Source organism: Micromonospora sp. DT228, from assembly GCF_049841595.1.
In the GTDB taxonomy this organism is placed as follows: Bacteria; Actinomycetota; Actinomycetes; order Mycobacteriales; family Micromonosporaceae; genus Micromonospora.
In genome coordinates this window covers 305,593-331,977 of sequence record NZ_JBNCKO010000001.1, presented here as the reverse complement: position 1 = coordinate 331,977, position 26,385 = coordinate 305,593, and the positions used below count along the sequence as shown (strand labels likewise).

At 71.4% G+C, this 26,385-nt stretch carries 24 protein-coding genes; 19 read left to right on the top strand and 5 right to left on the bottom strand.

Annotated features, from left to right (window positions below):
- Positions 1-119 precede the first annotated feature (119 nt).
- Positions 120-2,114 (top strand): acetoacetate--CoA ligase, encoded by a 1,995-nt coding sequence (locus tag ACLQ29_RS01450; RefSeq protein ID WP_425769856.1) that lies wholly within the window; start codon positions 120-122, stop codon positions 2,112-2,114.
- A 207-nt stretch (positions 2,115-2,321) separates the two neighbouring features.
- Here ACLQ29_RS01450 and ACLQ29_RS01445 read toward each other — a convergent pair whose 3' ends face one another.
- Positions 2,322-3,011 (bottom strand): TIGR03089 family protein, encoded by a 690-nt coding sequence (locus ACLQ29_RS01445; protein ID WP_425769855.1) that lies wholly within the window; start codon positions 3,009-3,011, stop codon positions 2,322-2,324.
- A gap of 154 nt (positions 3,012-3,165) precedes the next feature.
- Between ACLQ29_RS01445 and ACLQ29_RS01440 the strand changes: the two genes are divergently transcribed.
- Both ACLQ29_RS01440 and ACLQ29_RS01435 read left to right on the top strand, forming a co-directional pair.
- Complete coding sequence (locus ACLQ29_RS01440) at positions 3,166-4,311, top strand: glycosyltransferase family 4 protein (RefSeq protein ID WP_425769854.1); 1,146 nt, start codon at positions 3,166-3,168, stop codon at positions 4,309-4,311.
- A 61-nt stretch (positions 4,312-4,372) separates the two neighbouring features.
- Positions 4,373-5,464 (top strand): mannose-1-phosphate guanylyltransferase, encoded by a 1,092-nt coding sequence (locus ACLQ29_RS01435; protein ID WP_425769853.1) that lies wholly within the window; start codon positions 4,373-4,375, stop codon positions 5,462-5,464.
- On the opposite strand, the gene ACLQ29_RS01430 is transcribed toward ACLQ29_RS01435, so the two are convergent.
- The gene (locus ACLQ29_RS01430) at positions 5,433-6,026 is read right to left on the bottom strand and encodes an NUDIX hydrolase (RefSeq protein ID WP_425770146.1); all 594 of its coding nucleotides are present in this window, start codon (positions 6,024-6,026) and stop codon (positions 5,433-5,435) included. The genes ACLQ29_RS01435 and ACLQ29_RS01430 overlap by 32 nt on opposite strands.
- A gap of 54 nt (positions 6,027-6,080) precedes the next feature.
- Between ACLQ29_RS01430 and ACLQ29_RS01425 the strand changes: the two genes are divergently transcribed.
- The gene (locus ACLQ29_RS01425; RefSeq protein WP_425769852.1) at positions 6,081-7,127 is read left to right on the top strand and encodes a hypothetical protein; all 1,047 of its coding nucleotides are present in this window, start codon (positions 6,081-6,083) and stop codon (positions 7,125-7,127) included.
- 286 nt (positions 7,128-7,413) lie between these two features.
- Complete coding sequence (locus ACLQ29_RS01420; protein ID WP_425769851.1) at positions 7,414-8,412, top strand: winged helix-turn-helix domain-containing protein; 999 nt, start codon at positions 7,414-7,416, stop codon at positions 8,410-8,412.
- 205 nt (positions 8,413-8,617) lie between these two features.
- Here ACLQ29_RS01420 and ACLQ29_RS01415 read toward each other — a convergent pair whose 3' ends face one another.
- Positions 8,618-9,703, bottom strand: a complete 1,086-nt coding sequence (locus ACLQ29_RS01415; RefSeq protein WP_425769850.1) for a coenzyme F420-0:L-glutamate ligase — start codon at positions 9,701-9,703, stop codon at positions 8,618-8,620.
- On the bottom strand, positions 9,700-10,647 hold the full coding sequence (gene cofD / locus ACLQ29_RS01410; RefSeq protein WP_425769849.1) for a 2-phospho-L-lactate transferase: 948 nt from the start codon (positions 10,645-10,647) through the stop codon (positions 9,700-9,702). The genes ACLQ29_RS01415 and cofD overlap by 4 nt, the downstream gene beginning before the upstream one ends.
- Before the next feature lie 98 nt (positions 10,648-10,745).
- Here cofD and ACLQ29_RS01405 point away from each other — a divergent pair, with 98 nt between their 5' ends.
- From ACLQ29_RS01405 to ACLQ29_RS01380, 6 genes are all read left to right on the top strand, one after another.
- The gene (locus tag ACLQ29_RS01405) at positions 10,746-11,858 is read left to right on the top strand and encodes a hypothetical protein (protein WP_425769848.1); all 1,113 of its coding nucleotides are present in this window, start codon (positions 10,746-10,748) and stop codon (positions 11,856-11,858) included.
- 258 nt (positions 11,859-12,116) lie between these two features.
- Positions 12,117-14,660 (top strand): bifunctional FO biosynthesis protein CofGH, encoded by a 2,544-nt coding sequence (locus tag ACLQ29_RS01400; RefSeq protein WP_425769847.1) that lies wholly within the window; start codon positions 12,117-12,119, stop codon positions 14,658-14,660.
- A 162-nt stretch (positions 14,661-14,822) separates the two neighbouring features.
- On the top strand, positions 14,823-15,101 hold the full coding sequence (locus tag ACLQ29_RS01395) for a hypothetical protein (protein ID WP_393366627.1): 279 nt from the start codon (positions 14,823-14,825) through the stop codon (positions 15,099-15,101).
- A 51-nt stretch (positions 15,102-15,152) separates the two neighbouring features.
- Positions 15,153-16,547: a DUF4331 domain-containing protein gene (locus tag ACLQ29_RS01390; protein ID WP_425769846.1), complete on the top strand. Its 1,395-nt coding sequence runs from the start codon at positions 15,153-15,155 to the stop codon at positions 16,545-16,547.
- Positions 16,548-16,567: 20 nt separating this feature from the next.
- On the top strand, positions 16,568-16,897 hold the full coding sequence (locus ACLQ29_RS01385) for a phospholipase (protein WP_425769845.1): 330 nt from the start codon (positions 16,568-16,570) through the stop codon (positions 16,895-16,897).
- Between the two features lie 458 nt (positions 16,898-17,355).
- The gene (locus ACLQ29_RS01380) at positions 17,356-17,613 is read left to right on the top strand and encodes a WhiB family transcriptional regulator (RefSeq protein WP_007455784.1); all 258 of its coding nucleotides are present in this window, start codon (positions 17,356-17,358) and stop codon (positions 17,611-17,613) included.
- A gap of 119 nt (positions 17,614-17,732) precedes the next feature.
- Here the strand turns inward: ACLQ29_RS01380 and ACLQ29_RS01375 are convergent, their stop codons facing one another.
- Positions 17,733-18,182 (bottom strand): metallopeptidase family protein, encoded by a 450-nt coding sequence (locus tag ACLQ29_RS01375; RefSeq protein WP_110562108.1) that lies wholly within the window; start codon positions 18,180-18,182, stop codon positions 17,733-17,735.
- 153 nt (positions 18,183-18,335) lie between these two features.
- Between ACLQ29_RS01375 and ACLQ29_RS01370 the strand changes: the two genes are divergently transcribed.
- The 8 genes from ACLQ29_RS01370 (at position 18,336) to ACLQ29_RS01335 (ending at position 26,326) form a co-directional block, all read left to right on the top strand.
- The gene (locus tag ACLQ29_RS01370; protein WP_393366633.1) at positions 18,336-18,704 is read left to right on the top strand and encodes a DUF3499 domain-containing protein; all 369 of its coding nucleotides are present in this window, start codon (positions 18,336-18,338) and stop codon (positions 18,702-18,704) included.
- Between the two features lie 327 nt (positions 18,705-19,031).
- Positions 19,032-20,216, top strand: coding sequence for an extracellular solute-binding protein (locus ACLQ29_RS01365; protein WP_425769844.1), 1,185 nt, complete (start codon positions 19,032-19,034; stop codon positions 20,214-20,216).
- A gap of 5 nt (positions 20,217-20,221) precedes the next feature.
- Complete coding sequence (locus ACLQ29_RS01360; RefSeq protein WP_425769843.1) at positions 20,222-21,373, top strand: ABC transporter ATP-binding protein; 1,152 nt, start codon at positions 20,222-20,224, stop codon at positions 21,371-21,373.
- Positions 21,370-22,269: an ABC transporter permease gene (locus ACLQ29_RS01355; RefSeq protein ID WP_425769842.1), complete on the top strand. Its 900-nt coding sequence runs from the start codon at positions 21,370-21,372 to the stop codon at positions 22,267-22,269. The genes ACLQ29_RS01360 and ACLQ29_RS01355 overlap by 4 nt, the downstream gene beginning before the upstream one ends.
- A 55-nt stretch (positions 22,270-22,324) precedes the next feature.
- Positions 22,325-23,116 carry an ABC transporter permease gene (locus ACLQ29_RS01350; protein ID WP_425769841.1) on the top strand — a complete coding sequence of 264 codons (792 nt, stop codon included), beginning with the start codon at positions 22,325-22,327 and terminating at the stop codon, positions 23,114-23,116.
- A gap of 281 nt (positions 23,117-23,397) precedes the next feature.
- A complete protein-coding gene (locus ACLQ29_RS01345; RefSeq protein ID WP_425769840.1) occupies positions 23,398-24,210 on the top strand; it encodes an endonuclease domain-containing protein in 813 nt (270 codons plus the stop codon).
- 389 nt (positions 24,211-24,599) lie between these two features.
- Positions 24,600-25,265, top strand: coding sequence for a response regulator transcription factor (locus ACLQ29_RS01340; RefSeq protein WP_425769839.1), 666 nt, complete (start codon positions 24,600-24,602; stop codon positions 25,263-25,265).
- Positions 25,262-26,326 (top strand): sensor histidine kinase, encoded by a 1,065-nt coding sequence (locus ACLQ29_RS01335; protein WP_425769838.1) that lies wholly within the window; start codon positions 25,262-25,264, stop codon positions 26,324-26,326. Before ACLQ29_RS01340 ends, ACLQ29_RS01335 begins: the two co-directional genes overlap by 4 nt.
- The last annotated feature ends 59 nt before the right edge of the window (positions 26,327-26,385 follow it).

Sequence of the window (26,385 nt, the reverse complement as noted above, 5' to 3'; positions counted from 1 at the left end):
GTGTGGGGTGGGCACGCATCGGTTGCCGTACCCGGTGCGCAGAATGGCGCTTCGAGGTAGGGCAAGATGGCGCCACGGCCCAGGCACAGAGTCGTGCCGGGCCAGGGGAGGGTGGAGCAGTGGGTGACATGCTGTGGACGCCGCCGGCGGACGTACGGGAACGGTCCCGGATCGGTGGCTACCTGCGCTGGCTGCGGGAGCACCGCGGGTTGGACTTCGCCGACTACGACGCGCTGTGGCGCTGGTCCACCACCGACCTGGACGGGTTCTGGCGCTCGATCTGGGACCATTTCGAGGTTGTCGCGCACACCCCGCCGACCGCCACCCTGGCCGAGCGGAGCATGCCCGGCGCGAGGTGGTTCCCCGGTGCCACGCTCAACTACGCGGAGAACGTGCTGCGGATGCCGGGACGCGCCGACGACGACCCGGTGGTGATCGCGCACGGGCAGACCCGCGCGCCGGTCACGCTGACCGCCGGGGAGTTGCGCGAGCAGGTCCGCCGGGTGTCGGCCGGGCTGCGCCGGCTCGGCGTCACTGCCGGGGACCGGGTGGCGGCGTACGCCCCGAACATCGGCGAGACGTACGTCCTCCTGCTGGCCACCGCCAGCCTGGGCGCGATCTTCTCGTCCTGCGCGCCGGAGTTCGGCACCCGCAGCGTCACCGACCGCTGGCAGCAGATCGAACCGACAGTGCTTGTCGCCGTGGACGGCTACCGGTACGGCGACAAGGCGGTGGACCGGCGCGCCGAGGTCGCCGCGATCCGGGCCGCCCTGCCGTCGCTGCGGCACACCGTCGGCATCGGCTACCTCGACCCGTCGGCCGTGGCACCGGATGCGCTGGGCTGGGACGAGCTGGCCGCGCCCACCGACGAGCCGTTGACGTTCACGCCGGTGCCGTTCGACCACCCGCTGTACGTGCTCTACTCCTCGGGCACCACGGGCCTGCCGAAGCCGATCGTGCACGGTCACGGCGGCATCCTGCTGGAGCACCTGAAGATGCTCGCCCTGCATCACGACCTGGGCCCGGCCGACAGGTTCTTCTGGTTCACCACCACCGGCTGGATGATGTGGAACTTCCTGGTCTCCGGGCCGGCGGTGGGCGCGACGATCGTGCTCTTCGACGGCAATCCGGCGGTCCGGGCTGAGCCCGGCCGGCCGGCTGAGCCCGACCTCGGTGGGCTGTGGCGGCTGGCGGCGGAGACCGGCACCACGTACTTCGGCACCTCGGCGCCGTTCCTGCTGGCCTGCCGCAAGGCTCAGCTGGTGCCCCGCGAGGTCGCCGACCTGTCCGCGCTGCGCGGCGTCGGCTCGACCGGTGCGCCGCTGCCCGCCGAGGGCTTCCACTGGGTGTACGAGACGGTGAGCGACCGGGTGCAGCTCCAGTCGCTCTCCGGCGGCACCGACGTGTGCACCGGCTTCGTGGGCGGGGTGCCGCTCCTGCCGGTGTACGCCGGCGAGATCGCCTGCCGGGCGTTGGGCGCGAAGGTGGAGGCACGTTCGGCCGACGGCACCCCGGTGCTCGGCGAGTTGGGCGAGCTGGTGATCACCGAGCCGATGCCGAGCATGCCCGTGGGTTTCTGGAACGACCCGGACGGCGTGCGTTACTCCGAGGCGTACTTCGACGTCTACCCGGGCGTCTGGCGGCACGGGGACTGGATCACCATCAACGAGCGGGGCGGTTGTGTGATCACCGGTCGCTCCGACGCCACCCTCAACCGGGGCGGGGTGCGGTTGGGCACCGCCGAGTTCTACTCGGTCGTCGAGGGCTTGGACGAGGTGGTCGACTCGGTCGTCGTACACCTGGAGGACGACGATGGCGGCACCGGTGAGCTGCTGCTCTTCGTGGTGCTTGCCGATGGCCTGGCACTCGACGACGACCTGCGGAAGACGATCTGCCGCGAGCTGCGCACCGCCCTGTCGCCCCGGCACGTACCCGACGAGATCCACCAGGTACGCGCGGTGCCCCGCACCCTGTCGGCGAAGAAGCTGGAGGTCCCGGTCAAGAAGATCCTGACCGGCACCCCTGTCGACCAGGCCGCTGCCAAGGGCGCCCTGGCCAACCCCGAGTCCCTCACGGCCTTCGCCGCCCTGGCCCAACGCCGAGCCACGACCTGACCCGTCCCGCGCCGGGCCTGGCCTGGCCTGGCCACCCCACGCGATCTTGCACTTTCTGTCCCATCATAAGGGGCATTTCCACGCGTTCTGGCGACAGAAAGTGCAAGATCGCCGGGGCGGGGCGGGGCGGGGCGGGGCGGGGCGGGGTTGGGGTTGGGGTTGGGGTTGGGGTTGGGGTTGGGGGCGGGGTTGGGGGCGGGGTTGGGGTTACGGGAGGGCTTGGGTGACCTTCTCCGTGGTTTGGCGGCTCGCCAGGCGGGCTGGGTCGAGGTTGGCGCAGAGGACCACTGTCGCGGCTCGGGTCAGGGGGGCCAGCAGCCAGTCGACCGGGTCCGGGTAGCGGGCGGCGTCGACGAGGACCCGCGTGCCGGGCTCGATGCCCAACTCCGCAGCGCGGGCCTCGGCGCGGGCCAGCAGGTGCTCGTCGGTGGGGCCCGGCCCCGACTGCGGGTTGAAGTGGTCGCCGTGCCGGCGTACCTCGACCACGTAGTCGGCGAACCCCGGTGGCACCTGCCGCAGCGGGGCGGCCATCGGGGCCAGCCCGAGGGCGTACCGCTCGTCGGCCGACCAGGACTGCGCCTCGTCGAGCCGGTCGGCGGCGGCGAAGAGCACGTCGACGTCGCCGGGCGTGTCGAGGACGCTCAATTTGGTCGACCAGCAGCCCAGCAGCACCGCAGCGGTCTGCCAGTGCGGCGGCAGCAGCACCCCGGCCGGGGTGCCCGGCGCGAGGCCGACCTCGTCGACGAGAAGGTTCGCGGTCTTCGCCACCCAGTTCGCCAGGGTGGCGCCGGAGAGTTCGGTGCGGTCACCACTGGCATCGTCGTACCAGGTGAGGAGCGGTCGGGTCGGGTCGGTCGCGATCGCGTCGGCGAACACCCGGGCAATGTTGTCGGCCATCGGCGCGAACTTTACGCCCCTGCGGCCCGTACTCGATGACGATGACAACTCGGCGTACCGTCGGGTCGCAGTCAGCGTCGGCCCCGCGCTCCGGCGTAGGCTTGACCCCCGGAGTGTTGTTCCCCACAGACCCGCCAGTGCAAGGAGTCGCCCCGTGACCGCCGGTCGCCCGCCCCGCGTGCTCATCGACGCCACGAGTGTCCCCACCGACCGTGGTGGCGTCGGTCGATACGTCGATGGTCTGCTCGGTGCCCTCGGCAAGGTGTGCGGGTCGGGGGTGGAGCTGGCGGTGGTCAGCCTCCGCACCGACCTGGAGCGTTACACCCGGATGCTGCCCGGCGCGGAGATCATCCCCGCTCCGGCCGCCGTGGCGCACCGCCCGGCCCGGCTCGCGTGGGAGCAGACCGGCCTGCCGCTGCTCGCCCAGCAGGTGAGCGCCGACGTGCTGCACTCACCCTTCTACACCTGCCCGCTGCGGGCCGGGTGTCCGGTCACGGTCACCGTGCACGACGCGACGTTCTTCACCGAGCCGGAGCACTACGACAAGTCCCGCCGCACGTTCTTCCGCAGCGCCATCAAGACCTCGCTGCGCCGCGCCAACCGGGTGATCGTGCCCAGCAAGGCCACCCGAGACGAGCTGATCCGGCTGCTCGACGCCGACCCGACACGGATCGACGTGGCCTACCACGGTGTCGACCAGGCGGCCTTCCACGCCCCCACCGAAGAGGAGAAGGCCCGCGTCCGCGCCCGGCTGGGGCTCGGCAACAGCAGCTATGTCGCCTTCCTCGGCGCCAAGGAGCCGCGCAAGAACGTGCCCAACCTGATCCGTGGTTGGGCACGCGCGGTGTCCGACCGGGCCGAGCCGCCGGCCCTCGTGATCGCCGGTGGGCAGGGGCACGACGACGACATCGACCGGGCGGTGGCCGAGGTCCCGTCACACCTGCGCCTGCTGCGCCCCGGCTACCTGCGCTACGCCGACCTGCCCGGCTTCCTCGGTGGCGCACTGGTCGCCGCCTATCCGTCCTACGGCGAGGGGTTCGGGCTGCCGATCCTGGAGGCCATGGCGTGCGCCGCCCCGGTGCTGACCACGCCCCGGCTCTCGCTGCCCGAGGTGGGCGGCGACGCGGTCGCGTACACCTCGGAGGACGCGGAGCAGATCGGCGCCGACCTGGCCGCGCTGCTCGACGACGAGCAGCGGCGGTTGTCGTTGGCGAAGGCGGGTTTCGACAGGGCCAAGGAGTTCACCTGGGAGTCCAGCGCCGAGGTGCACATCGCCGCGTGGAGTCGCGCCCGTTCCTGACCCCGGGCCGCTGGTGGTGACCCGTGCCACTGCCAGCAGGTACGTCGGGCATGATGTGCGGATGCTTTATGCGGTCATTCCGGCAGGTGGCAGCGGCACGAGGTTGTGGCCGTTGTCCCGCGCCGGCCACCCCAAGTTCCTCCACCCCCTGACCGGCACCAGCTCCTCGCTGCTGCAGGCGACCGTGGAGCGGCTCGCGCCGCTGACCACACCGGACCGGACCCTGGTGGTCACCGGCGCCGCGCACGTCGCGGCGGTGGCCCGGCAGCTGACCGGTCTGCCGGAGGAGAACATCCTGGTCGAGCCGTCCCCCCGGGACTCCTGCGCGGCGATCGCGCTGGCCGCCGCGGTGATCGCGGTACGCGATCCGGAGGCGGTGATGGGCAGCTTCGCGGCCGACCACCTGATCGGCGACCCGGGGAGCTGGGTGCGCACGGTCCAGGAGGCGGTCCGGGGAGCCGAGCAGGGGATGCTGATGACGGTCGGGATCACCCCGACGCGTCCGGAGACCGGCTACGGCTACCTGGAGACCGGCGAGGAGACCGACGGCGCTCCGTGGCGGCCGGTGACCGAGTTCAAGGAGAAGCCGGACGCCGAGGTCGCCGAGGCGTACGTCCGTTCCGGCCGGCACCTGTGGAACGCGAGCATGTTCGTGTGGCGGGTGGATGTCTTCCTCGCCGAGCTGGCCCGCCAGCAGCCGGCGTTGCACGCTGGCGTCGCTGCGATCGCCGCCGCCTGGGGCACTCCCGAGCAGGACGAGGTGCTCGGGGCGATCTGGCCGACCCTGCCGAAGATCTCCGTCGACTACGCGGTGATGGAGGGCGCGGCCACCGCGGGTCGGGTGGCGACCGTGCCGGGCGACTTCGGGTGGAACGACGTCGGCGACTTCCACACCCTGGGTGAGGTGCTGCCGGCCGACGAGGCGGGCAACGTGGTGCTCGGCACCGACGCCAAGCCCGGGGTGCTCCTGCGGGACAGCGCCAACCTGGTGGTGGTGCCGCAGTCCGGTCGGTTGGTGGCGGTCCTCGGGCTGCGCGACCTGATCGTGGTGGACACCCCGGACGCGGTGCTGGTCTGCCCGCGCGACCGGGCCCAGGGCGTCAAGGCCCTGGTCGACGAGCTCAAGGCGCGCGGCGAAGAGGGCTACGTCTGAGAGCCGCGAGGGCCGGCGCGACGAGTTGCACGGTCCCGCCGGCCAACGGCTCGGGCAGGTCGTCAGGCGAAAACCAGCCCAGCTCCTCGGCCTCGTCGCTGATCTGCTCCACCGCGCCGGGCGGCGCGACCACGGCGAACCGGACGTCGTAGTGGCGTGAGCCGCCCTGGCAGAGCACCTCGTGCACGTCGACGTCGATCGGCACCGGGTCGATGCGCAGGCCGGCGATTCCGGACTCCTCGGTGGCCTCGCGAAGCGCGGCGGCCACCAGGGTCTGGTCGACCGGCTCGCAGTGCCCGCCGAGCTGCACCCAACGGCCGAACTTGACGTGCAGGCAGAGCAGCACCCGCGAGCCGGTGGCGTCCAGCACCAGCGTGCTCGCGGTGATGTGCCCGGGGCGGTGTTGTCGGCTCATCGCGATCGGTCCGGCCGCGAGCAGGGCGAGGGACCGGTCCCGCGCGGTGGAGGCGGCCGGGCTGGTCGGCTGCCAGCCTTCGAGCAGCGAGATCGCGTCGGCGTGCAGTGGCGCGTACGCCTCGGGGTCGGCAGGGTGGGCGGTGATCGGGGTGTCGGGCACCCCGACACTGTACGAGCGGGCGCTCCGTACGCTGGCCCGGTGACCCTGCGACTCGTCGAATTCGTGGTAGCCGGCAACGAGGCAAGCGATCTGCTGCCGGTGCGGTCGGTGGCGCTGCTGCGCGCGTACGGCGCCCGGCGGGGCTTCTGGACGGTGCTGGACGAGGGGCCGGTGGAGCGCTGCCTGGCGTTGCTCCTGCAGGGGGATGACGGCGAGTGGACGGCCCGGCACGTGCTGGCGGACGCCGGTGCGGAGAACGGGCGTACCGAGGACGGTGAGGCGCTCGCCCAGCACGACGGCTGGGTGTACGTCTTCGGCTCCCACTTCGGCTCGAAGGCTGGCCCGCTGCGTCCCCGGCGCGCCTTCGTGGCCCGCTTCCGGGAGGACGACGCGGCGGCCGGGTCGGTGTCGGTGCACGTGGTGCGCAACTCGTTCCGGCTGCACCGGGCGGTGAACGATGCCCTCGCCCGGTCGCCGTTGACCCTGTTGCCGCCGGGGGACCGGGTGCGGGCGCGGTTCATCGTGGAGACGCTGGCGCGGGGGACCGCCCGGGAGAAGCGCTGGGTGAGCCGGTTGGCCGCGGACGACCTGCCGTTGAACGTGGAGGCGGCCGCCTTCACCCCGGCCGGGACCGTGCTGCTCGGGCTGCGGTTCCCGGTCACCGATGCCGGTGAGCCGATCCTGGTGGAGGTCGCCGGTGTGCCGGGCATGTTCGCGGCCGAGCCGGCGTGGCCGGTGGCGTTGCGCGCGTACGCGTTGACCGGTGTCACCCCGCCGGGAAAGCTGACCGGGTTCCGCGCGATCACCCCGACCCCGGACGGCGGGTACGCGGCCGTGATCGGCTCGATCGACGCGCTGGGCAAGGGGTCGGTGCTGCTCGACGACCACCCGGGCGGCGGTGAGGTCACGTCTCGGCACGTCCGCTTCCGGCTTCCGGCCCCCGCGTCCGACGACGTGTGCCGGTTGGTCGGGGAGCCGGTGCGGGACCTGGCGCCGTTCCACCACGTGGAGGGGGTGGCCGAGCTGGACGGGCGACCGTTCTACGTCACGGACGAGGATCACCGGGTCGCGCTCTGGGTTGGTTGAGCCGAGCGGGTGCGGCGGCGAGGCTGGATGACCGGACGGCACCTCTGCGGAGCAAGGGCCGCAGACCCTCGTGGTGCCGCCCGATCACCGGGGCCTCCCCAGACCCGGTGCCCTGAGCCGGCGCATCGAGGACACGCCGGCACGGTGTTCGGGCACTGGAAGCATGTCGAAACGCTTCCGCGACGTCGAGGTTTTTCAGTCCTGGCTTAAAGATGGAGATTAGTGCCGTCCGGGTAGAGTCAAACTGTCACCCGGCATCCCCCTGCTGGCGACACTGGAGCGCTCCATGCTGAAGATCCACTTTTCCGGGGAGGACATCCTCCGGACCCGGGTGGCGCCGGCGGCGGACCCGGTCTGGGAGCTGGTCCTCAGCCTGCACGCGTTGCAGAGCCGCAACCGCGACCCGTTGACGGCGCATTGGCGGCGCACCGTGTCCCGAGGGCTGCGTCAGGACGTCGCCTCCGATCAGCTCCGGTTACTCTTCGCGTTGAGCCCACCACGCGGCTACTTCCCGGACTTTCTCACCCCGTACGCCAGCGTCGACGGCTTCGAGGCCGGGTTGGACGCGCTCCGCAGCACCCCGACCGGGCTGCTGCAGCGAGACCTGAGCGTCCTCGCCACCGAGAACCGGCTGCCACCCTCGGCCGCCGCGCTGGCCCGCGGTGAGGTGGCGGCGCTGCACCACCTCACCGATTCGATGGTTCACTACCGATCGTTGGCGATCAACCCGTACTGGAGCCGGATCCAGTCGGCGGTCGAGGCGGACCGGGCGCACCGGGCCAGGGCCCTCCTCGACGGTGGTGTCGAGGGCCTGCTCACCAGCCTCCGGCCGGCGATGCGCTGGGACGGCGGGGTGTTGGAGATCCGCAACTACCCCCACAGCCGCGAGCTGCACCTGGACGGTCGAGGGCTGCTGCTGGTGCCGTCGTTCTTCTGTGCGGACACGCCTGTCGCCCTGCTCGACCCGGCCCTGCCGCCGGTGCTCGTCTACCGGGTGGACCGGCTGGGCGGGCTGGCGTCGGTCGACGGCACCGGGGCGGCCCGGTCCGTTGCCCCCCGCGACTCGCTCGCCGCGCTGCTGGGCCGCACCAGGGCTGCGGTGTTGCAGGCCAGCGACGACGGCTGCACCACCGGCGAAGTCGCCCGCCGGCTCAACATCTCACCGGCGGCGGCGAGCCAACACGCCACGGTGCTGCGCAACGCCGGCCTGCTGGTCAGCCACCGGGACCGCAACAGCGTGCTGCACACGTTGACCCCGCTCGGCCGAGCCATGCTGGACGCCTGACCCGCCGCAGGTCACCACACGAGCACGCCGGGCCGCCTGGGACGGGCGACCCGGCCGTGTCTCCGAGCGCGAGCGCCGCGCTCGCCGGGACGGGCGACCCGGCCGTGTCTCCGAGCGCGAGCGCCGCGCTCGCCGGGACGGGCGACCCGGCCGTGTCTCAGAGCGCGAGCGCCGCGCTCGCCGGGACGGGCGACCCGGCCGTGTCTCAGAGCGCGAGCGCCGCGCTTGCTGGGCTGCCGGGTGGTGGCGGCAACAGGGTCGACCCGACGCCCTGGGCGGCCAGGGCGACGCGCAGCCGGTGCAGGTCGGCGCCGAAGCGAACCAGGCCGATCGGGTCGACGGGTGTCGGGGGCGAGCCGAGCAGCAGGGCGGCCCCGTCCGGCCAGCCGGGCATCTCGGCGACAAGTCCGGCGCGTACCTCGGCCTCGTCGACAAGTGTGAAGACCGTGCCGGGGGCGACCACCCCGGCGATCGCGTCGATCGCCCGTCGTACGGCGGTCAGGTCGGCCGGGGTGGGTCCTGGACCGTCGGCCAGGGTGGCGGCGTCGGCGAGCCCGGCGGCGCGGGCCTCGGCGGTGCCGAGCGCGAAGAGGTCCTGTGCCGCGTCGCGGATCAGCGCCCGCGCGCCACCGGCGTCGTCCGGGGTGGTGGCGGCGAGGTAGCCCCGCACGACCGCGACGGGGACCTGATCGCACTTGCCCTTGATCAGCTCGCCGGCGGCGGCCAGTTCGTCCACCACTGCCATCTGGGTCAACTGAAGCTCGTTGCCGTACGGATCTACCTCGCCCCGGTGGTCGCGGATGGCCGACATCCCGGCCACGCCCAGCGCCACGTCGGTGAGCCCGTTGCGCCAGGGGCGGCCCATGGTGTCGGTGATGACCACGGCCACGTCCAGGTCGTAGCGCTCCCGCAGCGCGTCACGGAGCGCCCGTGCCGACGCGTCCGGGTCGACCGGCAGCAGCACGAGCTGGGTCTTGTCCACGTTCGACGCGTCGATCCCCGCGGAGGCCATCACGAAACCGTGATGGGTCTGCACGATCCGGGTCGGCCCCCGGCTGGCGACCACCCGGGCGGTCTCACCGGCCAGGATCTCGTCCCGGGCGGCCAGCCGCTCGGGCCCGTCGGCCGGGACGTCGACAAGCCGCCCCTCGGACTTCGAGACGATCTTGCTGGTCACCACGAGCACGTCCCCGTCGCGCAGCCACGGCGCGGCGGTGGCGATCATCGCCGCCAGGTCGTCACCCTCGGTCACGTGGCCGATGCCGAGCACCGGCATGATCTCCAGCCTCACGTCAACTCCACCGCGGCGCGGACCATGGCCGCCGTCGCCGCCTCGTCGGTCATCCGCAGCGGCATCGCGCGGACCGTCACCCCCGGCACCACAGCGCCGGCGTCCTCGTCGGCCACCAGCCAACCGTCCAGCAGGCCGCCGTCCGACCGGCCCCCGTAGAGGCGGCCCACCCCGGCGGCGCTGCACTCGACACCCAGCACGGCGAGACAGCGGTCGGCCATCCCGCGCACCGGCGCGCCGCCGATGATCGGTGCGACACCCACCACCGGCGCCGGGCCGCCCGCCACCGCCTCCCGAAGCCCCGGTACGGCCAGCACCGGCGCGACGCTCACCACCGGGTTGCTGGGAGCGACCAACACCAGGTCGGCAGAGCCGATCGCGTCGAGCACCCCGGCTGCCGGCTTCGCCGTCTCCGCACCGACGAAGACGAAACGGTGGGTGCGGATGTCGGCCCGGTGCCGGACCCACCACTCCTGGAAGTGGATCGCCCGCTGCCCCTGCTCGTCCTCCACCACCGCGTGGGTCTCCAGGCGGTCGTCGGTCGCCGGCAGCAGGCGTACGCCCGGCTGCCACCGGGTGGACAGCGCCTCGGTGACCGCGCTCAGCGGGTAACCGCCGTTGAGCATTGTGGTGCGGACCAGGTGGGTGGCGATGTCCTTGTCGCCGAGGCCGAACCAGTCCGGCTGTGCCCCGTACGCGGCCAGCTCACCCTTGACCGTCCAGCTCTCGCCGACCCGACCCCAGCCCCGCTCCGGGTCCGCGCCGCCGCCGAGCGTGTACATGACGCTGTCCAGGTCGGGGCAGATCTTCAACCCGTGTAGCCACAGGTCGTCGCCGACGTTGACCACGGCGGTCACCTCCGCGCCCAGTTCGCGGGCGTACGCCCGGACGCCGAGCAGGAACCGGGCGCCGCCGATGCCGCCGGTCAGAACCACGATGTGCATGACGACCATCCTCGCGCACGTGATGCCTCCGATCCGTCGGTGGCCCACGAGACTAGGCTCACGTGCGCCCTGTCCGCTCATGCCCCGAGGGGGAGCTCGTGACCAGCCCCGCTGAGCCCGCGTCCGCCGACGCGGCGCAGGCCCGTCAGCTGACCAAGCCACTACGCGAACTCGCCGCGCTCGCGTTGCTCGGCGCCAACGCCGTGTTCCTCTTCGTGGGCCTGCTCCGGTGGATCGCCCCGGACGGCTCCTTCACCGATCGTTCGGGCAGTGCCTTCGGAACGTTCGTCGGGCTGGCGGCGGTGGGTCTCCCGCTGCTGGCCGTGCTGCTGGCCACGCACATCTCACCGGTGGTGCCGAAGGCCAAGCTGATCACGCAGGTGGCCCTCGGTGAGTACGGGGTCAGCGCGATCTTCGGCACGCTGACCCTGCTGATCTGGACGGTGGGCCAGCTGGCCGAGGGCGAGGTGCTCGACGCGCTCCTCGGTGTGCTCACCCGGTTCGCCTGGATGGTGATCTTCGCGGTCGCCGCCTGGGTCGTCTACACCATCTGGCGTGCCCACTACTACGTGCCGCGGCCCAAGCCGCAGCCGGGCGTCTACGGCCAACCGCAGCAGCCGGGTTGGCCGCAGCAGCAGGGTGGCTGGCCGACCCCGGGGCAGCCCGCTGGCCAGCCGCAGGGCGGGTGGCCCGCTCCGGGCCAGCCCGGTGGTTACCCGGCGGATCAGTTCGCCGGCCAGTACGCCCAGCCCTCCCCGCCGTTCCAGGCCCCGCAGTCGGCCCCGCCGCACCCGCAGTCCGCGCCGCCGTTCCAGGCCGCCCCGCAGTCCGCGCCGCCGTTCCAGGCCGCTCCGCAGTCCGCGCCGCCGTTCCAGGCCGCTCCGCAGTCGGCCCCGCCGTTCCAGGCCGCTCCGCAGTCGGCCCCGCCGTTTGCGCAGTCCGCCCCGCCGGTAAACCCCGCACCGTCAGCCCCGGCCGGGCCGCCGTTCGGGCAGCCGCCGTCGGCCGACCCCACGCAGGCCATCCCGCGCCAGTCCGCCGAGCCGACGCAGGCGATTCCCCGCCCCGCTGACGCGGCCGCCGCCGACCCCACGCAGGCGATCCGTCGCCCCGCCGACCCAGCCGCCGCCGACCCGACGCAGGCGATCCGTCGCCCCGCCGACCCGGACGAGGACCGTACCCAGCACATCAAGCCCGACCAGCCCCGCTGACTCGGCCTCTCCGGGTGACTCCATGATCAGGTGATGAGAAGTAGGTCGGCAGCGGTCCGGCCACCTACTTTTCGTCACCTGATCATCGTGTTGGCGGATCGCCGAGGTGCCGGCCAGCGAGATCAGAGGTGCCGGGGAGCGAGATCACTGACGAGGTCACCCCGCCGCAGCATCGCGTACCCGAGCCGAGGTGGGCCGTTTCTCACGGTGCGGGCCGGGACTGGCAGGGCGGGCTCGCGCTGCGCATAGGCTGAGCGGATGGTTGATCGCACCCAATCTGGCCCGAGTGACGCTAGCGTGCGGCGGGCCCTGGCCCGGGCCGCGACCGGGCGGGCGCTGGATCTCGACGAGGCGACCGCCCTGCTGTCGGCCCGGGGGGACGCCCTCGCCGAGTTGCTCCGGGTTGCCGGTGGGATCCGCGACGCCGGGCTTCGCGACGCCGGGCGGCCGGGCGTGGTCACGTACTCGAAGAAGGTTTTCATCCCCCTGACCCGGCTGTGCCGGGACCGCTGCCACTACTGCACGTTCGCCACCGTGCCGCACCGGCTGCCGGCGCCGTTCCTGGACCGCGACGAGGTGCTCGCCATCGCGCGCGCCGGTGCCGCCCAGGGCTGCAAGGAGGCCCTCTTCACGCTTGGTGACCGGCCGGAGGAGCGCTGGCCGGCGGCCCGGAGCTGGCTCGACGAGCGCGGCTACGACTCCACACTGGACTACCTGCGGGCCTGCGCGGTTGCCGTGCTGGAGGAGACCGGGCTGCTGCCGCACCTCAATCCCGGCGTGCTGTCCTGGTCGGAGCTGCAACGGCTCAAGCCGGTCGCCCCGAGCATGGGCATGATGTTGGAGACCACCGCGACCCGGCTCTGGTCCGAGCCGGGTGGCCCGCACTACGGCTCACCGGACAAGGAGCCGGCGGTCCGGCTACGCGTGCTCGAGGACGCCGGCCGGGTCGGGGTGCCCTTCACCACAGGCATCCTGATCGGCATCGGCGAGACGCCGGCCGAGCGGGTGGACGCGCTCTTCGCGATCCGCCGGGCCCACCGGGAGTACGGCCACCTCCAGGAGGTGATCGTGCAGAACTTCCGCGCCAAGCCGGACACGGCGATGCGCGGCATGCCCGACGCGGAGCTGCACGACCTGGCCGCGACGGTGGCGGTGGCCCGGCTGCTGCTCGGCCCGAAGGCCCGGATCCAGGCCCCGCCGAACCTCATCGCCGGCGAGTACGACCTGCTGCTGCGCGCCGGCATCGACGACTGGGGTGGCGTCTCGCCGCTCACCCCGGACCACGTCAACCCGGAACGCCCGTGGCCGCAGATCGAGGAGTTGGCCCGGCACAGCGAGCTGGCCGGGTTCACGCTGCGGGAGCGGCTGACCATCTACCCGGAGTACGTGCGCGCCGGTGACCCGTGGCTCGACCCGCGGCTGCTGCCGCACGTCAACGCGCTGGCCGATCCCGATTCCGGCATGGCGGTCGAGTCGGCCCGGCCGCAGGGCCGTCCCTGGCAGGAGCCGGAGGAGGTGTTCGGCGGGCGTGTCGACCTGCACGAGACCATCGACACCACCGGCCGCACCGACGACCGGCGCGGTGACTTCGACAGCGTCTACGGCGACTGGGCCGAGGTCGCCGGCAAGGTCACCCCCGAGGCGGCGGCGCGCCGGGCGGGCGTACCCCAGGTGTCGGCCGGGAGCGGCGCGGACCGCGACCTGGCGGCCGGGTTGCGGCTGGCCGCGGACGACCCGGCGGCGCTGCTCGATCCCCGGCACACCGACGCCGCGCTGGCGCTGTTCGGCGCGGACGGGCCGGCGCTCGACGCGTTGTGCCGGCTCGCCGACGACGTCCGCCGCGACGCGGTTGGCGACGACGTCACCTACGTGGTCAACCGCAACATCAACTTCAGCAACGTCTGCTACGTGGGCTGCCGGTTCTGCGCCTTCGCGCAGCGTGAGCGGGACGCCGACGCGTACCGGCTCTCCGTCGACCAGGTCGCCGACCGGGCCGAGCAGGCGTGGGCCGCCGGCGCCAGCGAGGTGTGCCTCCAGGGCGGCATCGACCCGAAGATGCCGGTCACCGGGTACGCCGACATCGTGCGCGCGATCAAGGCCCGGGTGCCGGAGATGCACGTGCACGCGTTCTCGCCCATGGAGATCGTCACCGCCGCCGCGAAGGCGGGCGTGCCGGTGCGCGAGTGGTTGACGCAGTTGCGCGGGGCCGGGCTGGACACCATCCCGGGCACCGCCGCGGAGATCCTCGACGACGACGTGCGGTGGGTCTTGACCAAGGGCAAGCTCCCGGCCGCCGCCTGGGTCGACGTGGTCAGCACCGCCCACGAGCTGGGCATCCGGTCCAGCTCCACGATGATGTACGGCCACGTCGACCACCCCGGGCAGTGGCTGGCGCACTTCCGGGTGCTGGCCGGGGTGCAGGACCGCACCGGCGGGTTCACCGAGTTCGTGGCCCTGCCGTTCGTGCACACGAACGCCCCGATCTACCTGGCCGGCATCGCTCGCCCCGGGCCCACGTGGCGGGAGAACCGGGTGGTGCACGCCATGTCCCGGCTGCTGCTGCACGGTCGGATCGACAACATCCAGTGCTCCTGGGTGAAGCTCGGCGACGAGGGCTCCGTGGCGATGCTCCAGGGTGGATGCAACGACCTGGGCGGCACGCTGATGGAGGAGACCATCTCCCGGATGGCCGGTTCCGACAACGGATCCGCGCGTACGGAGGAGCAGTTGCGGGCCATCGCCGAGGCCGCCGGACGACCGGCGCGCAAGCGGTCGACTGCGTACGGTCACGTTCGCCCCTGACGTCGAACCTTTCCCCGCCGCCGGCCGTACCACGCGATGCCGGCGGCGGTCGCGGCCAGGACCGCCGCCGGTGTCCCCTCAGGGGCCCGGCGGTGTCGATGGACGGCGCCGGACCCGTCCGTCCCCGCGGGCGCGTTCGCGCCGCCGCCGGAAAGGTTGCCCATGACCAGTGATCAGCGGAAGCGGCAGTGGCCGCGACTGACCCGCCGGCAGACGTTGACCGCCGCGGCCAGCGCCACTCTCGGCGCCGCCGCGCTCACCGTGCCGGGCCTGTCGGCCGCGCAGAACGCTCCCGGCGCGGCCGGACGTCCCGACGAACCGATCGTCGTGCATCTCCGTGATGCCAAATCCGGAACGATGGACGTCTTCGTCGGCGATGCCCGGATCGAGGTACGCGACCGCGGCCTGGCGGACCGGCTGCGGCGCGCCGCGCGGCGCTGACCCGGCACTCCGCACTGCCATCCTGTCCCCGCCCAGTGAGGTTGGTCCGCCATGTCTTCCCACCGCGAGGCCCCGGAGATAGCCAAGGATCCGGTCGCCGACAGCTCCGACCTGTACGCGTTCGTCAGCCCCGACAAGCCCGACACGGTGACGTTGGTCGCCAACTACGTTCCGTTGCAGCTGCCCTCCGGGGGCCCGAACTTCTTCGAGTTCGGTGACGACGTGCGCTACGAGATCCATATCGACAACGACGGCGACGGTCGTCCGGATGTCACCTACCGGTTCGAATTCACCACCGAGATCACCAATCCGAACAGCTTTCTCTACAACACCGGCACGATCGAGTCGCTGGACAGCAAGAACTGGAACCGACGGCAGTTCTACAGCCTGACCCGGGTGTCCGACGGCCGGGAGCACCGGTTGGCGCACAAGCTGCCCTGCCCGCCGTGCAATGTCGGCCCGCTGTCCACCCCGAAGTACGCGGACCTGGTGCGGCAGGCGACCTACTCGCTCTCCACCGGGGAGCGGGTCTTCGCCGGGCAGCGCGCGGACGGCTTCTTCGTCGACCTCGGGGCGATCTTCGACCTCGGCACGTTGCGGCCGTTCCAGCAGCTGCACGTCGCCGGCAAGAAGATCTTCAAGGCCGAGGGTGAGCCGGTGAACGCCACCGACCGGATGAACGTGCACAGCATCGCCGTGCAGGTGCCGTTGAAGCAGGTACGCCGCCGCGCCAACCGCTACGGCGCCGGTGACCAGGCGTCGGTGATCGGGGTGTGGACGTCGGCGTCGCGCCGGCAGGTGCGGGTGCTCGGCGACCGGGGTGACGCGGACACCTCGACCGGGCCGTTCACCCAGGTCTCCCGGCTGGGTAATCCGCTGTTCAACGAGGTCATCGTGCCGATGTCCAAGAAGGACCTGTGGAACTCGCTGCCACCGTCGGAGGACAAGCGGTTCGCGCGATTCGTCGAGCAACCCGAGCTGGCCGCTCTGCTGCCGGCGCTCTACCCGGACGTCTTCCCGAACCTGGACCGGCTCACCAAGGCGAAGAAGGCCCGCGCGGACCTGGTGGCGATCCTGCTCACCGGCGTACCGGCCGGTCTGATCGACGGTTTCACTAACGCCACCGGCGACGTGCAGGCCGACATGCTGCGGCTGAACACCGCGATCCCACCGACGGCCAAGCCGGACCGGTTCGGGGTGCTCGGTGGTGACCTGGCCGGATTCCCGAACGGGCGGCGCGTCGGCGACGACGTGGTGAGCATCGCGCTGCGGGCGATCGCCGGGGTGACCGTGCCGCTCGTGGACAAGACGTTCCGCCCCGATGCGGCGGCCGCCGCTGTCACTCCCGGCCTGAGCGCCGCCGACGTGACCGCGCCGTTCCTCGGAAACTTCCCCTACCTGGGTACGCCGTACGACGGGTTCAACAACCCGCCGGCGGGGTCCTGACCTTCGGCGGGGAGCAGCGGATGCACGAACACGCGTACGGGCCGTCCGAGACGGGAAGCGTCGTTCTCGATCTGGGTGGCGACACCGGGGCCCTGATCGTCTACACGGGCCGGGATCTACACGGTCGGGAAATCGAGATCAGCGGGGACGACGATCGGCGGGTCCACTCCGCCGTACGGGAGCGCCGGGTGCAGGACGGCTCGTTCCACAGCGCGGTCTACCCGGATCTGCCCGGCGGGATTTATACCGTCTGGTGGGACGGCACCACGCCAGTAGGCACGGTTTCTGTCCATGGTGGAGGGATAGCCGAATTCGTGTGGCCCACCAGCGGTTTCGGGGTCGCCGGCTGACCTTCGAACACCGTTTTCGCGCAGCGCCCCGTCCACATTGTGGGCGGGGCGCATGTGCTGCCCCCGGCTTGACGGGCGGTCTGCGCCGCGCCGCGTTAACCTGTCCCCCACCAAGATCAGCTTTGGGGGTGTGGGTGTCTGACGCTGTCCCGCCGGCGACTCGTCGGGGGAGCGCCACGGCAGAAAAGTCGGGCAACTCGCCGGAGAGGGCGTTACTCGGCCGGGGTCTGAATCGATAGGGCAGGTTGCGGGGCTGGACGGCCCCAGTGGCCGTCCGGGGGTGTCGGGAGGGCGACTCCATTATCAAGTTTGGCTTGACGGCGCACGCATTACACGCGTGTAATTTGAATGGGGTTGTTCGCACGGAACGCAACAAAACGGGACCGGACGGACAAGCACGCCTTTCGCGTGGGGGGTTGCAGCGGCGATGACGCCGGTGCGCGACAAGGAGGCATTTGATGGACGGCCAGCTTGAGGTGGCCGACCTGCTCGGAAACGCGCCGGAGTGGCAGGAGCGGGCATTGTGCTCGCAGACCGACCCCGAAGCGTTCTTCCCCGAGAAGGGCGGCTCAACCCGCGAGGCGAAGCGGATCTGCTCGCGGTGCGAGGTCAAGACCGAATGCCTCGAATACGCTCTCGGTCACGACGAGCGGTTCGGCATCTGGGGTGGGCTCTCCGAGCGGGAGCGGCGCAAGTTGAAGCGGCGGGCCGCCTGAGCGGTACGAGGTTGGGGCGGCGGGCCGCGTGAGCGGTGCGAGGTTGGGGCGGTGGGCCGCGTGAGCGGTGCGAGGTTGGGGCGGTGGGGGCCGCCCGGCCTACCCGGGCGGGGCCTGGTTCAGGCCAGTTCGTCGGGGTCGACCCCGAGTAGGTTCGCCACCTGTTCGATGATCACGTCATGCACGAGGTCGGCGAGGTCCTCACGGTCCATCGCCCGGAACTCCAGGGGTCGCCGGTACAGCACGATCCGCGGCGGCACCTCCTGTCGACCCGGACGGCCCGGCAGCAGTCGGGCCAGCGGGACCTCGCCGTCCTCCAGCACATCGGAGTCGTAGACGTTCAGGTCCGGCGGGACGTCCTCGACCGCGAACTCGACCCCGGCCAGCTCCTTGGCGAACCGACGTTCCAGCGTCTCCACGGTGTCCAGGACCAGGTCGTCGAAGACCTCGGCCTTGGTCCGCGCCAGCGGCACGGTGGCCGGCACCAACCGCCCGCGCAGGCCGCGACCGTGCCGGTCACGGTGCACACGCCGGCCGGGGCCGGGGCGGCGGTGTTCCGGGCTCGTCATGAGGCAAAGGGTAGCGCCCGTGGCGGGCTGGCCAGCGGCACCGCCGCTCCCGTGGCGCGGCGCGCCCAGGGCGGCCAACTGTGATCACCGTGACGGGCGTGTCGCAACGCGAAGCGATGCGCTGGACCCGGTAATGGAGATACCCTGCCGCACGTGAGGTCACCACGGCGCTGCTCCCGTAACGGCTGCCCCCGGCAAGCGGTCGCCACATTGACCTATGTCTACAACGAGTCGACAGCGGTGGTGGGGCCGCTGGCCGCGTTCGCCGAGCCGCACACGTACGACCTGTGTGAGCCGCACGCCCGCAGCCTGACCGCACCGCGTGGCTGGGACGTGGTCCGGCACGAGGGTGAGTTCGAGCCGCCGCCACCCACCACCGACGACCTGGTCGCGCTCGCCGAGGCGGTCCGCGAAGCCGCCCGCCCGGCCCCCCGCCCCCCGGAGCCCGACCCAAAGCACCACGAGAACCCCCACCAAACGGGCCGCCGAGGCCACCTCCGCGTAATCCCCCCCAACCACTAACCCACCCCCACCCCCGGCCACTCCGTGTTGACCATGGAGTTATAGCCATCCCGCTCGGCGTGTCGTGGCAATAACCTCATGATCAACGCGCGGTCCCGTCGGTGCGGGCTGGTGATCCCCCTGGGTTTGGGGGAGGCGCGTTGTTCGGGTGCGTGGACGCCCCGACTTCCGGGACGTGGAGTGGATCAAGCTGGGGGGCAGCGAGCGGATCAGGCTGAGCGTGGTTGGTACCTCTACGGGCAGTGACGCGTCGGCCCCGATGCTTCGCCGGTGCCGCCGGTTTGTCATCGTGTCAGTCGTCCCCGGCACCGACCCTGAGGAAAACTGATGCGTGTCCCCCTCCGGCCAATCTCCCGGCGTGGACTGCTCACCGGCGCCCTCGGTTCGGCCGCTCTGCTCGCCACCGGCGGCGGCCTTGCCGGTTGCGGCACCAAGGGCGCCCAACAGACCGAGGCCGGCTGCGTCAGCGAGGATCTCTCCGGCACCGAGAAGAAGCTCACGTTCTCCAACTGGCCGCAGTACCTGGACGTGGATGAGGAGGACGAGTCCAAGCGACCCAGCCTGGACGAGTTCGTCCGGAAGACCGGCATCCAGGTCACTTACACCGAGGACATCAACGACAACAACGAGTTCTTCGGCAAGGTGCGGCACCAGCTCGCGGCCTGCCAGAGCACCGACCGGGACATCATCGTGCTGAGCGACTGGATGGCAGCCCGGATGAGCCGGCTCGGCTGGATCCAGAAACTCGACCCGGCGAAGATCCCGAACGTGCGGGCCAACCTGCTCCCACCGTTGCTCAACCGCTCCTTCGACACCGACAACCAGCTCTCCATCCCGTGGCAGTCCGGCCTCGCCGGCCTGGCCTACAACGGCAGGGTCACCAAGGAACTGCGTACGGTCGACGAACTGCTGACCCGCCCCGACCTCAAGGGCCGGGTGACCGCGCTCAGCGAGATGCGCGACACCATGGGCCTGCTGCTCGGCGCGGCCGGGCACGACCCGTCGAACTTCACCACCGCCCAGTTCGACGACGCGCTCGGCAGGTTGAAGAGGGCCGTCGACTCGGGGCAGATCCGCAGGTTCACCGGCAACGACTACGCACCCGACCTCGCCAAGGGCGACATCGCCGCCTGCATCGGCTGGTCCGGGGACGTCATCCAACTCTCCGGCGCGGACGAGCGGGTGCGGTTCGTCGCGCCCGACTCCGGCGTGATGCTCTACAGCGACAACATGATGGTCCCCAACCGGGCCACCCACAAGGCGAACGCCGAGCAGCTCATCAACTACTACTACGAGCCGGCCGTCGCCGCGAGGCTCGCCGCGTTCGTCAACTACATCTGCCCGGTCAGGGGCGCTCAGGCCGAGATGGAGAAGATCGACCCCGAGCTGGCGGCCAACCCCCTGATCTTCCCGGACGAGGCTCTGCTGTCGAAGTCCACGATGTTCATGGCTCTGGACGAGAAGCAGGAACAGGAGTACGAGGGCAAGTTCCAGCAGGTCATCGGGGCGTGACGGGGATGGCACGCGAGACACCCGCCGACGACCTGCGCCTGGTCGGCCTCACCAAGCGGTTCGGCGCCTCCACCGCGGTCGACGACCTCACCCTGACCATCGGCTCGGGCTCGTTCTTTGCGCTGCTCGGCCCGTCCGGCTGCGGCAAGACCACCACGCTCCGGATGATCGCCGGCCTGGAGGAGCCGAAAGGCGGCCAGGTGCTGCTCGGCGATCGCGACATCACCCGACTGCGACCGTACAAGCGGCCCATCAACACCGTCTTCCAGAGCTACGCGCTCTTCCCGCACCTCACCGTCTTCGAGAACGTCGCCTTCGGGCTGCGTCGACGCGGCATCCGCTCGGTCGACGGCGAGGTCCAGCGGATGCTGTCGCTGGTGCAGCTCGACGGCTACGGCAGCCGCCAGCCAGCCCAGCTCTCCGGCGGCCAGCAGCAACGGGTCGCGCTGGCCCGCGCGCTCGTCAACCGGCCGCGGGTCCTCCTGCTCGACGAGCCGCTGGGTGCCCTGGACCTGAAGCTGCGCCGGCAGATGCAGATCGAGCTGAAGCGGATCCAGACCGAGGTCGGCATCACCTTCGTGCACGTCACCCACGACCAGGAGGAGGCCCTGACCATGGCCGACACCGTCGCGGTGATGCACGACGGACGGATCGAGCAACAGGGCACGCCGGCCGACCTCTACGAGCTTCCCGCCACCGCGTTCGTGGCGAACTTCCTCGGCCAGTCCAACCTGCTCGCCGGCGACGCCACCGGTGCCAGCGGCGGCGACGTCGCGGTGACGGCGCACGGCAGCCGCTTCTCGGTGCCCGCCGGCCGGGCCCGGTCCGACCACGGTCCGGTCCACCTGGGGGTACGCCCGGAGAAGCTGATTCTGGTCGGCTCCGCCGACCAGGTGCCCGCTGGGCATCAGCACGTCACCGGTGTGGTCACCGACGCGTCCTACCTGGGGGTCAGCACGCAGTACCTGCTGCGTACCGGCTGGGGCGTCGAACTGTCGGTCTTCGCGGCCAACAGCGGGACGTCGACGCCGGTGGCGGTCGGCGGCGAGGCCGTGGCGTACTGGGATCCGCGGCACGCGTTCCTGCTGCCCCGCGCCCCGGAGGGCGCCGACCGGACGTCGCCGGTGTGCGACGAGCCGGTCGGCGCGTCGTCGTGACCCTCTCGTCGCCGACACGAGCGGGGCAGGCGTTGCCGGCAGCCCGGTCCGGGTGGCGTCGGCTCCTGCCGTACCTCCTGGTGTTGCCCGGGGTGGCCTGGTTGTTCGTCTTCTTCGGTGTGCCGCTGGCGCAGCTCGCGGCGGCCAGCCTGTACGACCCCGACGGCTCGCTCTCCACCGGGTACGCGATGGCCTGGGCGTTCGGTAACTACCCGGACGTGGTGCAGGCGTACTGGCCGCAGTTGCTGCGCTCGTTCGGCTACGCCGGGCTGGCCCTGGTGTTGGCGCTGCTGCTGGGCTACCCGCTGGCGTACGCGATCGCGCAGAAGGCCGGGCGGTGGAAGAACCTGCTGCTGGTGTGCGTGGTCGCGCCGATGTTCACCAGCTTCCTGGTCCGGACGCTGGCCTGGAAGACCATCCTGTCGGACAACGGCGCGCTTGTCGGTCTGCTGCGCGACGTGCACCTGCTCGCACCGCAGGGTCGGCTGCTGGCCACGCCGTTCGCGGTGGTGCTCGGCCTGACGTACAACTTCCTGCCGTTCCTGGTGCTGCCGCTGTACGCAAGCCTGGAGCGGCTCGACCACCGGTTGCTGGAGGCGGCCGGCGACCTGTACGCGAGCGGAGCGCAGGCGTTCCGCCGGGTGACCCTGCCGCTGTCCCGGCCCGGCCTGGTCGCCGGCACGCTGCTGTTCTTCATCCCGGCCAGCGGCGACTACGTCAACGCCGAGCTGCTCGGCACCCCCAACGAGTACATGATCGGCAACGTCGTCGACTCGGCGTTCCTGGTTCGGTTGGACTACCCGCAGGGCGCCGCGCTGTCGTTCCTGCTGATGGCGGCGATCCTCGCGGTGGTCTTCGCCCATCTGCGCCGGGCCGGCACGGAGCAGGTGTGGTGAGCGCGCGGAGTACGGCGCGGCGGAGCCCCGCGGTCGCGAACGAAGGGCGGCTCTGATGAGGCTGTCGCGCTGGTTGGCGGACCGCTGGGTGCTGATCGTGGCGCTGCTGGTGCTCGGCTACCTGGCGCTGCCGATCCTGGTGGTGGCCGGTCTGTCCTTCAACCGGCCGTCGAGCCGGCTGTCGTACGACTTCAACGACTTCACCCTGGACAACTGGCGGCGGCCGTGCGCCACGTCGGACATGTGTGACGCCGTGCTGCGCAGCGTACAGATCGGGTTCCTCGCCACAGTGGTCGCCACCGTGCTCGGCACCCTGCTGGCGTTCGCGTTGGTCCGGCACCGCCTTCGCGGCCGGTCCGGAGTCAACGCGCTGATCTTCCTGTCGATGGCCACCCCTGAGCTGGTCATGGGCACGTCGCTGTTGGCGCTCTTCGTGTCCGCCGGGGTGCCGCAGGGCTTCTGGAGCATCGTGATCGCGCACGTGACGTTCTGCGTGTCGTTCGTGGTGGTCACCGTGAAGGCGCGGCTGGCCGGGATGGACCGGCGGCTGGAGGAGGCCGCCATGGATCTCTACGCCAACGAGTGGCAGACCTTCCGGAGGATCACCCTGCCGTTGGTGCTGCCCGGCATCGTGGCCGCCGCGCTGCTGGCCTTCTCGCTCAGCTTCGACGACTTCATCGTCACGAACTTCAACGCCGGCACCACTGTCACGTTCCCGATGTACGTCTGGGGCGCTGCCCAGCGGGGCATCCCACCGCAGGTGAACGTCATCGGCACCGCGATGTTCGCAATCGCGCTGATACTGACCGGGCTAGGTGCGCTGCGGGCTCGCCGTCCCACAACCTGACCCACCCACCCACCCACCCACCCACCCACCCACCCACCCACCCACCTCTTCGCGCGATCTTGCACTTTCTGTGCTCCCATACTTCTTCTATCGGGCATTTCGTCAACAGAAAGTGCAAGATCGAGAGGGCGGGCGGGGTGGGGTAGCACGGGGGCGGGCGGGGTGGGGTTTATCCACAGGGGCAATTGTTTTCCACAGGCGGGCGGTGGTGGGCTTACCTGGGGGCGGGCGTCAGTCAGCCTGAATGTGTGGCAACTCAGTTGTGGCGTACTGACGGGCTCATGCAGAAGCTCACGATGGGGCGGATCCGTAGCCAGCTCGATCGTGAGGAACTGTTGCGAGTGCGTCGGGGGGTTTACGCCGACCGACCCTGCGGCGACGATGACGAACTGCGTGCCCTGCTGCTCCGCCTGCCCGAAGGGGCCATGCTGGCCAGGCAGAGTGCCGCACGCCGGCACGGCTTCGGTGTGCTCCGGGATGGCCTGATCCACATCCAGTTGCCCGCAGGGGTGTCGAAGCCCCGTCTGCCCGGGGTCGTCGTACACCGGACGGTCCTATCCACCCGGCCAGCCCTCGTCAAAGGGATGCCGTGCGTGCCGGCGGCCCGTTGCGCGGTCGACCTGGCGCGCGCCGTTCGGCGGCTCGACGCCCTGCCGGTACTCGATGCCGCGCTCCGCTCCGGTGTGGTCAGCCAGGGAGATCTGCTGGCGGAGGTCTCGGTTCACGCTGCGCTGCGTGGTGTCCAACAGGCTCGGAACCTCGTATCGCTCGCCGACGGCCGGGCGGAGTGCCGGCAGGAGAGCCAACTGCGACTGATTTTGCTCGATGCGGGGCTGCCGCCTCCCGAGCCGCAGCTATGGGTGACCGATCGACACGGCGGCCGTCGCTACCGGTTGGATCTGGCCTATCGCGAGCGTCGGGTCGGCATCGAGTACGACGGACTGTCGCATCTGGACCGTGATCGACTCCGGTACGACCGGGAGCGGGTCAACTGGCTGGATGCAGCGGGCTGGCGGATGCGCTACTTCACCGACCGTGACCTCTACCGCCGCCCCCAATACATCAGCGCCACCATCCGCGCAGCCCTGTCGTAACCCTCCCGCCCCTCCCCGCCGCCCCTCCCCGCCCGCCCCTCCCCGCCCGCCCCGCCCCTCCCCGCCCTCCTGAGCGATCTTGCACTTTCTGTGCCGACAATGGCCATAAATAAGACATCTGGGCAACACAAAGTGCAAGATCGGCGGACCGGATTGCGGGCGGGGCGCAGGGAGGTGTGGCTTGGGTCACTTGGGTTGTTGGCGGCGTGGTTGTTGGGGACGAACGGCTCGGGCGGCGCGGATGGGGAGGAAGCCGGCGGGGTCTGGCTTGCGGTGGTTTGACCGCCGGACGTTCGCGTGGAGGATGGCTGCGGCGGGTGCTTACAGAACCCTTAACCCGGGCCTGCGACGGTATGCCGGGGCAGGCCGAACTCGGGGGAGCGGAAAACGTGCGGGTGCTGGTGGCGGACGACGAGCGGTTGTTGGCGGACATGGTGGCCGAAGGGCTGCGCCGCCTGTCGATGGCCGTCGACGTCTGCTACGACGGCGACGGCGCGCTGGAGCGGATCGGGGTGCACCGCTACGACGTCGCGGTGCTGGACCGGGACATGCCCGGGCACACCGGCGACGAGGTGTGCCGCAGCATCGCCGAATCACAGGTCGGCACCCGGGTGCTGCTGCTCACCGCGGCGGCCGGTATCCGCGACCGGGTGGAGGGTCTCGGGCTCGGTGCGGACGACTACCTGACCAAGCCGTTCTCCTTCGCCGAGTTGGTGGCCCGGGTGCAGGCCCTCGGTCGACGGTCCACCCCGGCGCTGCCGCCGGTGCTCAGCCAGGACGGCCTGACGCTGGACGTGGGCCGGCACGTGGCTACCCGGGACGGCCGGCCGCTCACCCTGAGCCCGAAGGAGTTCGCAGTGCTGCACGTGCTGTTGCGGGCCGAAGGGCAGGTGGTCAGCGCCGAGGAGTTGTTGGAGCAGGCCTGGGACGAGTTCGCCGACCCGTTCACCAACGCGGTACGGGTCACCGTGATGACTCTCCGGAAGAAGCTCGGCGATCCGACGATCATTCACACGGTTCCCAAGGTCGGCTATCGGATCGGCGGTACGGCGTGACCTGGACGCCGCGACGTCGGGTGCTGCTCGTGGGCCTGCTGGCACTGCTGGCCGGGCCGGTGCTGCCGACGATGGGCAAGTCGCTGACCGGGGTGACCTGGGACTGGGGGCAGCAGTTCTGCGACGTGCCCCTGCCCGGGCTCGGCACGGTGTGTGCCGAGGTGCGGCCGGGGGCGTTCGTGCTGCCCCTGGTGGCCGTCCTGCTCGTCACCGTGGCGGTCCTGGTGGCGCTCTGGTTCGGCGCGGTGTGGTGCCTGCGCCCGGTGCGTGACCTGGCCGGGCCGATCGGGCACGTCGGGCCGCAGAACCTCGGCCACCGGATCCGCCCTCGGGGGCGCGACGAGTTGGCCCGGCTGTCCCGGGCGATCGACGAGATGATGGAACGCATCTCCGCCGGGTACGAGGGGCAGCGGCGGTTCGCCGCCAACGCCTCGCACGAGCTGCGTACCCCGCTGGCGGTGCAGCGGACGCTCATCGAGGTCGGCATGGCTCGGGCGCTCTCCGCCGAGCAGTTGGAGCTGTTGACCGCCCAACTGTTGGAGACCAACGAGCGCAACGAACGGCTGATCGAGGGCCTGCTCGCGCTCAGCGAGAGTGACCAGGGCCTGCGCTCGCGGATACCGCAGCGCCTCGACGCGATAGTCGAGGCGGTGCTCGCCGGGTACCAGGACCGCGCCCGGGAGGCCGAGGTCACCATCGACACCTATCTCGCGCCCCGGGTCGTCGTCGGCGAGCGGGTGCTGCTGGAGCGCCTGGTCAGCAACCTGGTGGAGAACGGGATCAAGTACAACCGGCGGGGCGGCTCGCTGACCGTCGCGGTGAGCGGGGTGCCCGCGTTGTCCGTGGTCAACACCGGTCAGCCCGTACCGGCCGAGGCGGTGGCCGGTCTCTTCGAGCCGTTCCGCCGGCTCGCCCGGGACCGCACCTCGCAGGGCGGAGGCGCCGGTCTGGGACTGGCCATCGCCCGCTCGATCACCCAGGCGCACGACGGGATCATCGCGGCCCGGCCCGCCGAACACGGGGGCCTCCGGGTCGACGTCCAACTACCCACTGTGACCTAACGCTTCACCACCCTTTCCCGGGTCCGCGTACCTGCGGCTCCGACCCGTGGTGTGCCCGA

What these genes read in the sequence shown, in the direction of transcription:
- ACLQ29_RS01360 (WP_425769843.1), top strand. Translation starts at nt 20,222, where the DNA reads ATGGCACGCGAGACACCCGCCGACGACCTGCGCCTGGTCGGCCTCACC.
- cofD (WP_425769849.1), bottom strand. Translation starts at nt 10,647, where the DNA reads ATGCACATCGTGGTTCTGACCGGCGGCATCGGCGGCGCCCGGTTCCTG.
- ACLQ29_RS01380 (WP_007455784.1), top strand. Translation starts at nt 17,356, where the DNA reads ATGGACGGCCAGCTTGAGGTGGCCGACCTGCTCGGAAACGCGCCGGAG.
- ACLQ29_RS01395 (WP_393366627.1), top strand. Translation starts at nt 14,823, where the DNA reads ATGACCAGTGATCAGCGGAAGCGGCAGTGGCCGCGACTGACCCGCCGG.
- ACLQ29_RS01390 (WP_425769846.1), top strand. Translation starts at nt 15,153, where the DNA reads ATGTCTTCCCACCGCGAGGCCCCGGAGATAGCCAAGGATCCGGTCGCC.
- ACLQ29_RS01420 (WP_425769851.1), top strand. Translation starts at nt 7,414, where the DNA reads ATGCTGAAGATCCACTTTTCCGGGGAGGACATCCTCCGGACCCGGGTG.
- ACLQ29_RS01435 (WP_425769853.1), top strand. Translation starts at nt 4,373, where the DNA reads ATGCTTTATGCGGTCATTCCGGCAGGTGGCAGCGGCACGAGGTTGTGG.
- ACLQ29_RS01445 (WP_425769855.1), bottom strand. Translation starts at nt 3,011, where the DNA reads ATGGCCGACAACATTGCCCGGGTGTTCGCCGACGCGATCGCGACCGAC.
- ACLQ29_RS01345 (WP_425769840.1), top strand. Translation starts at nt 23,398, where the DNA reads ATGCAGAAGCTCACGATGGGGCGGATCCGTAGCCAGCTCGATCGTGAG.
- ACLQ29_RS01365 (WP_425769844.1), top strand. Translation starts at nt 19,032, where the DNA reads ATGCGTGTCCCCCTCCGGCCAATCTCCCGGCGTGGACTGCTCACCGGC.
- ACLQ29_RS01375 (WP_110562108.1), bottom strand. Translation starts at nt 18,182, where the DNA reads ATGACGAGCCCGGAACACCGCCGCCCCGGCCCCGGCCGGCGTGTGCAC.
- ACLQ29_RS01400 (WP_425769847.1), top strand. Translation starts at nt 12,117, where the DNA reads ATGGTTGATCGCACCCAATCTGGCCCGAGTGACGCTAGCGTGCGGCGG.
- ACLQ29_RS01385 (WP_425769845.1), top strand. Translation starts at nt 16,568, where the DNA reads ATGCACGAACACGCGTACGGGCCGTCCGAGACGGGAAGCGTCGTTCTC.
- ACLQ29_RS01350 (WP_425769841.1), top strand. Translation starts at nt 22,325, where the DNA reads ATGAGGCTGTCGCGCTGGTTGGCGGACCGCTGGGTGCTGATCGTGGCG.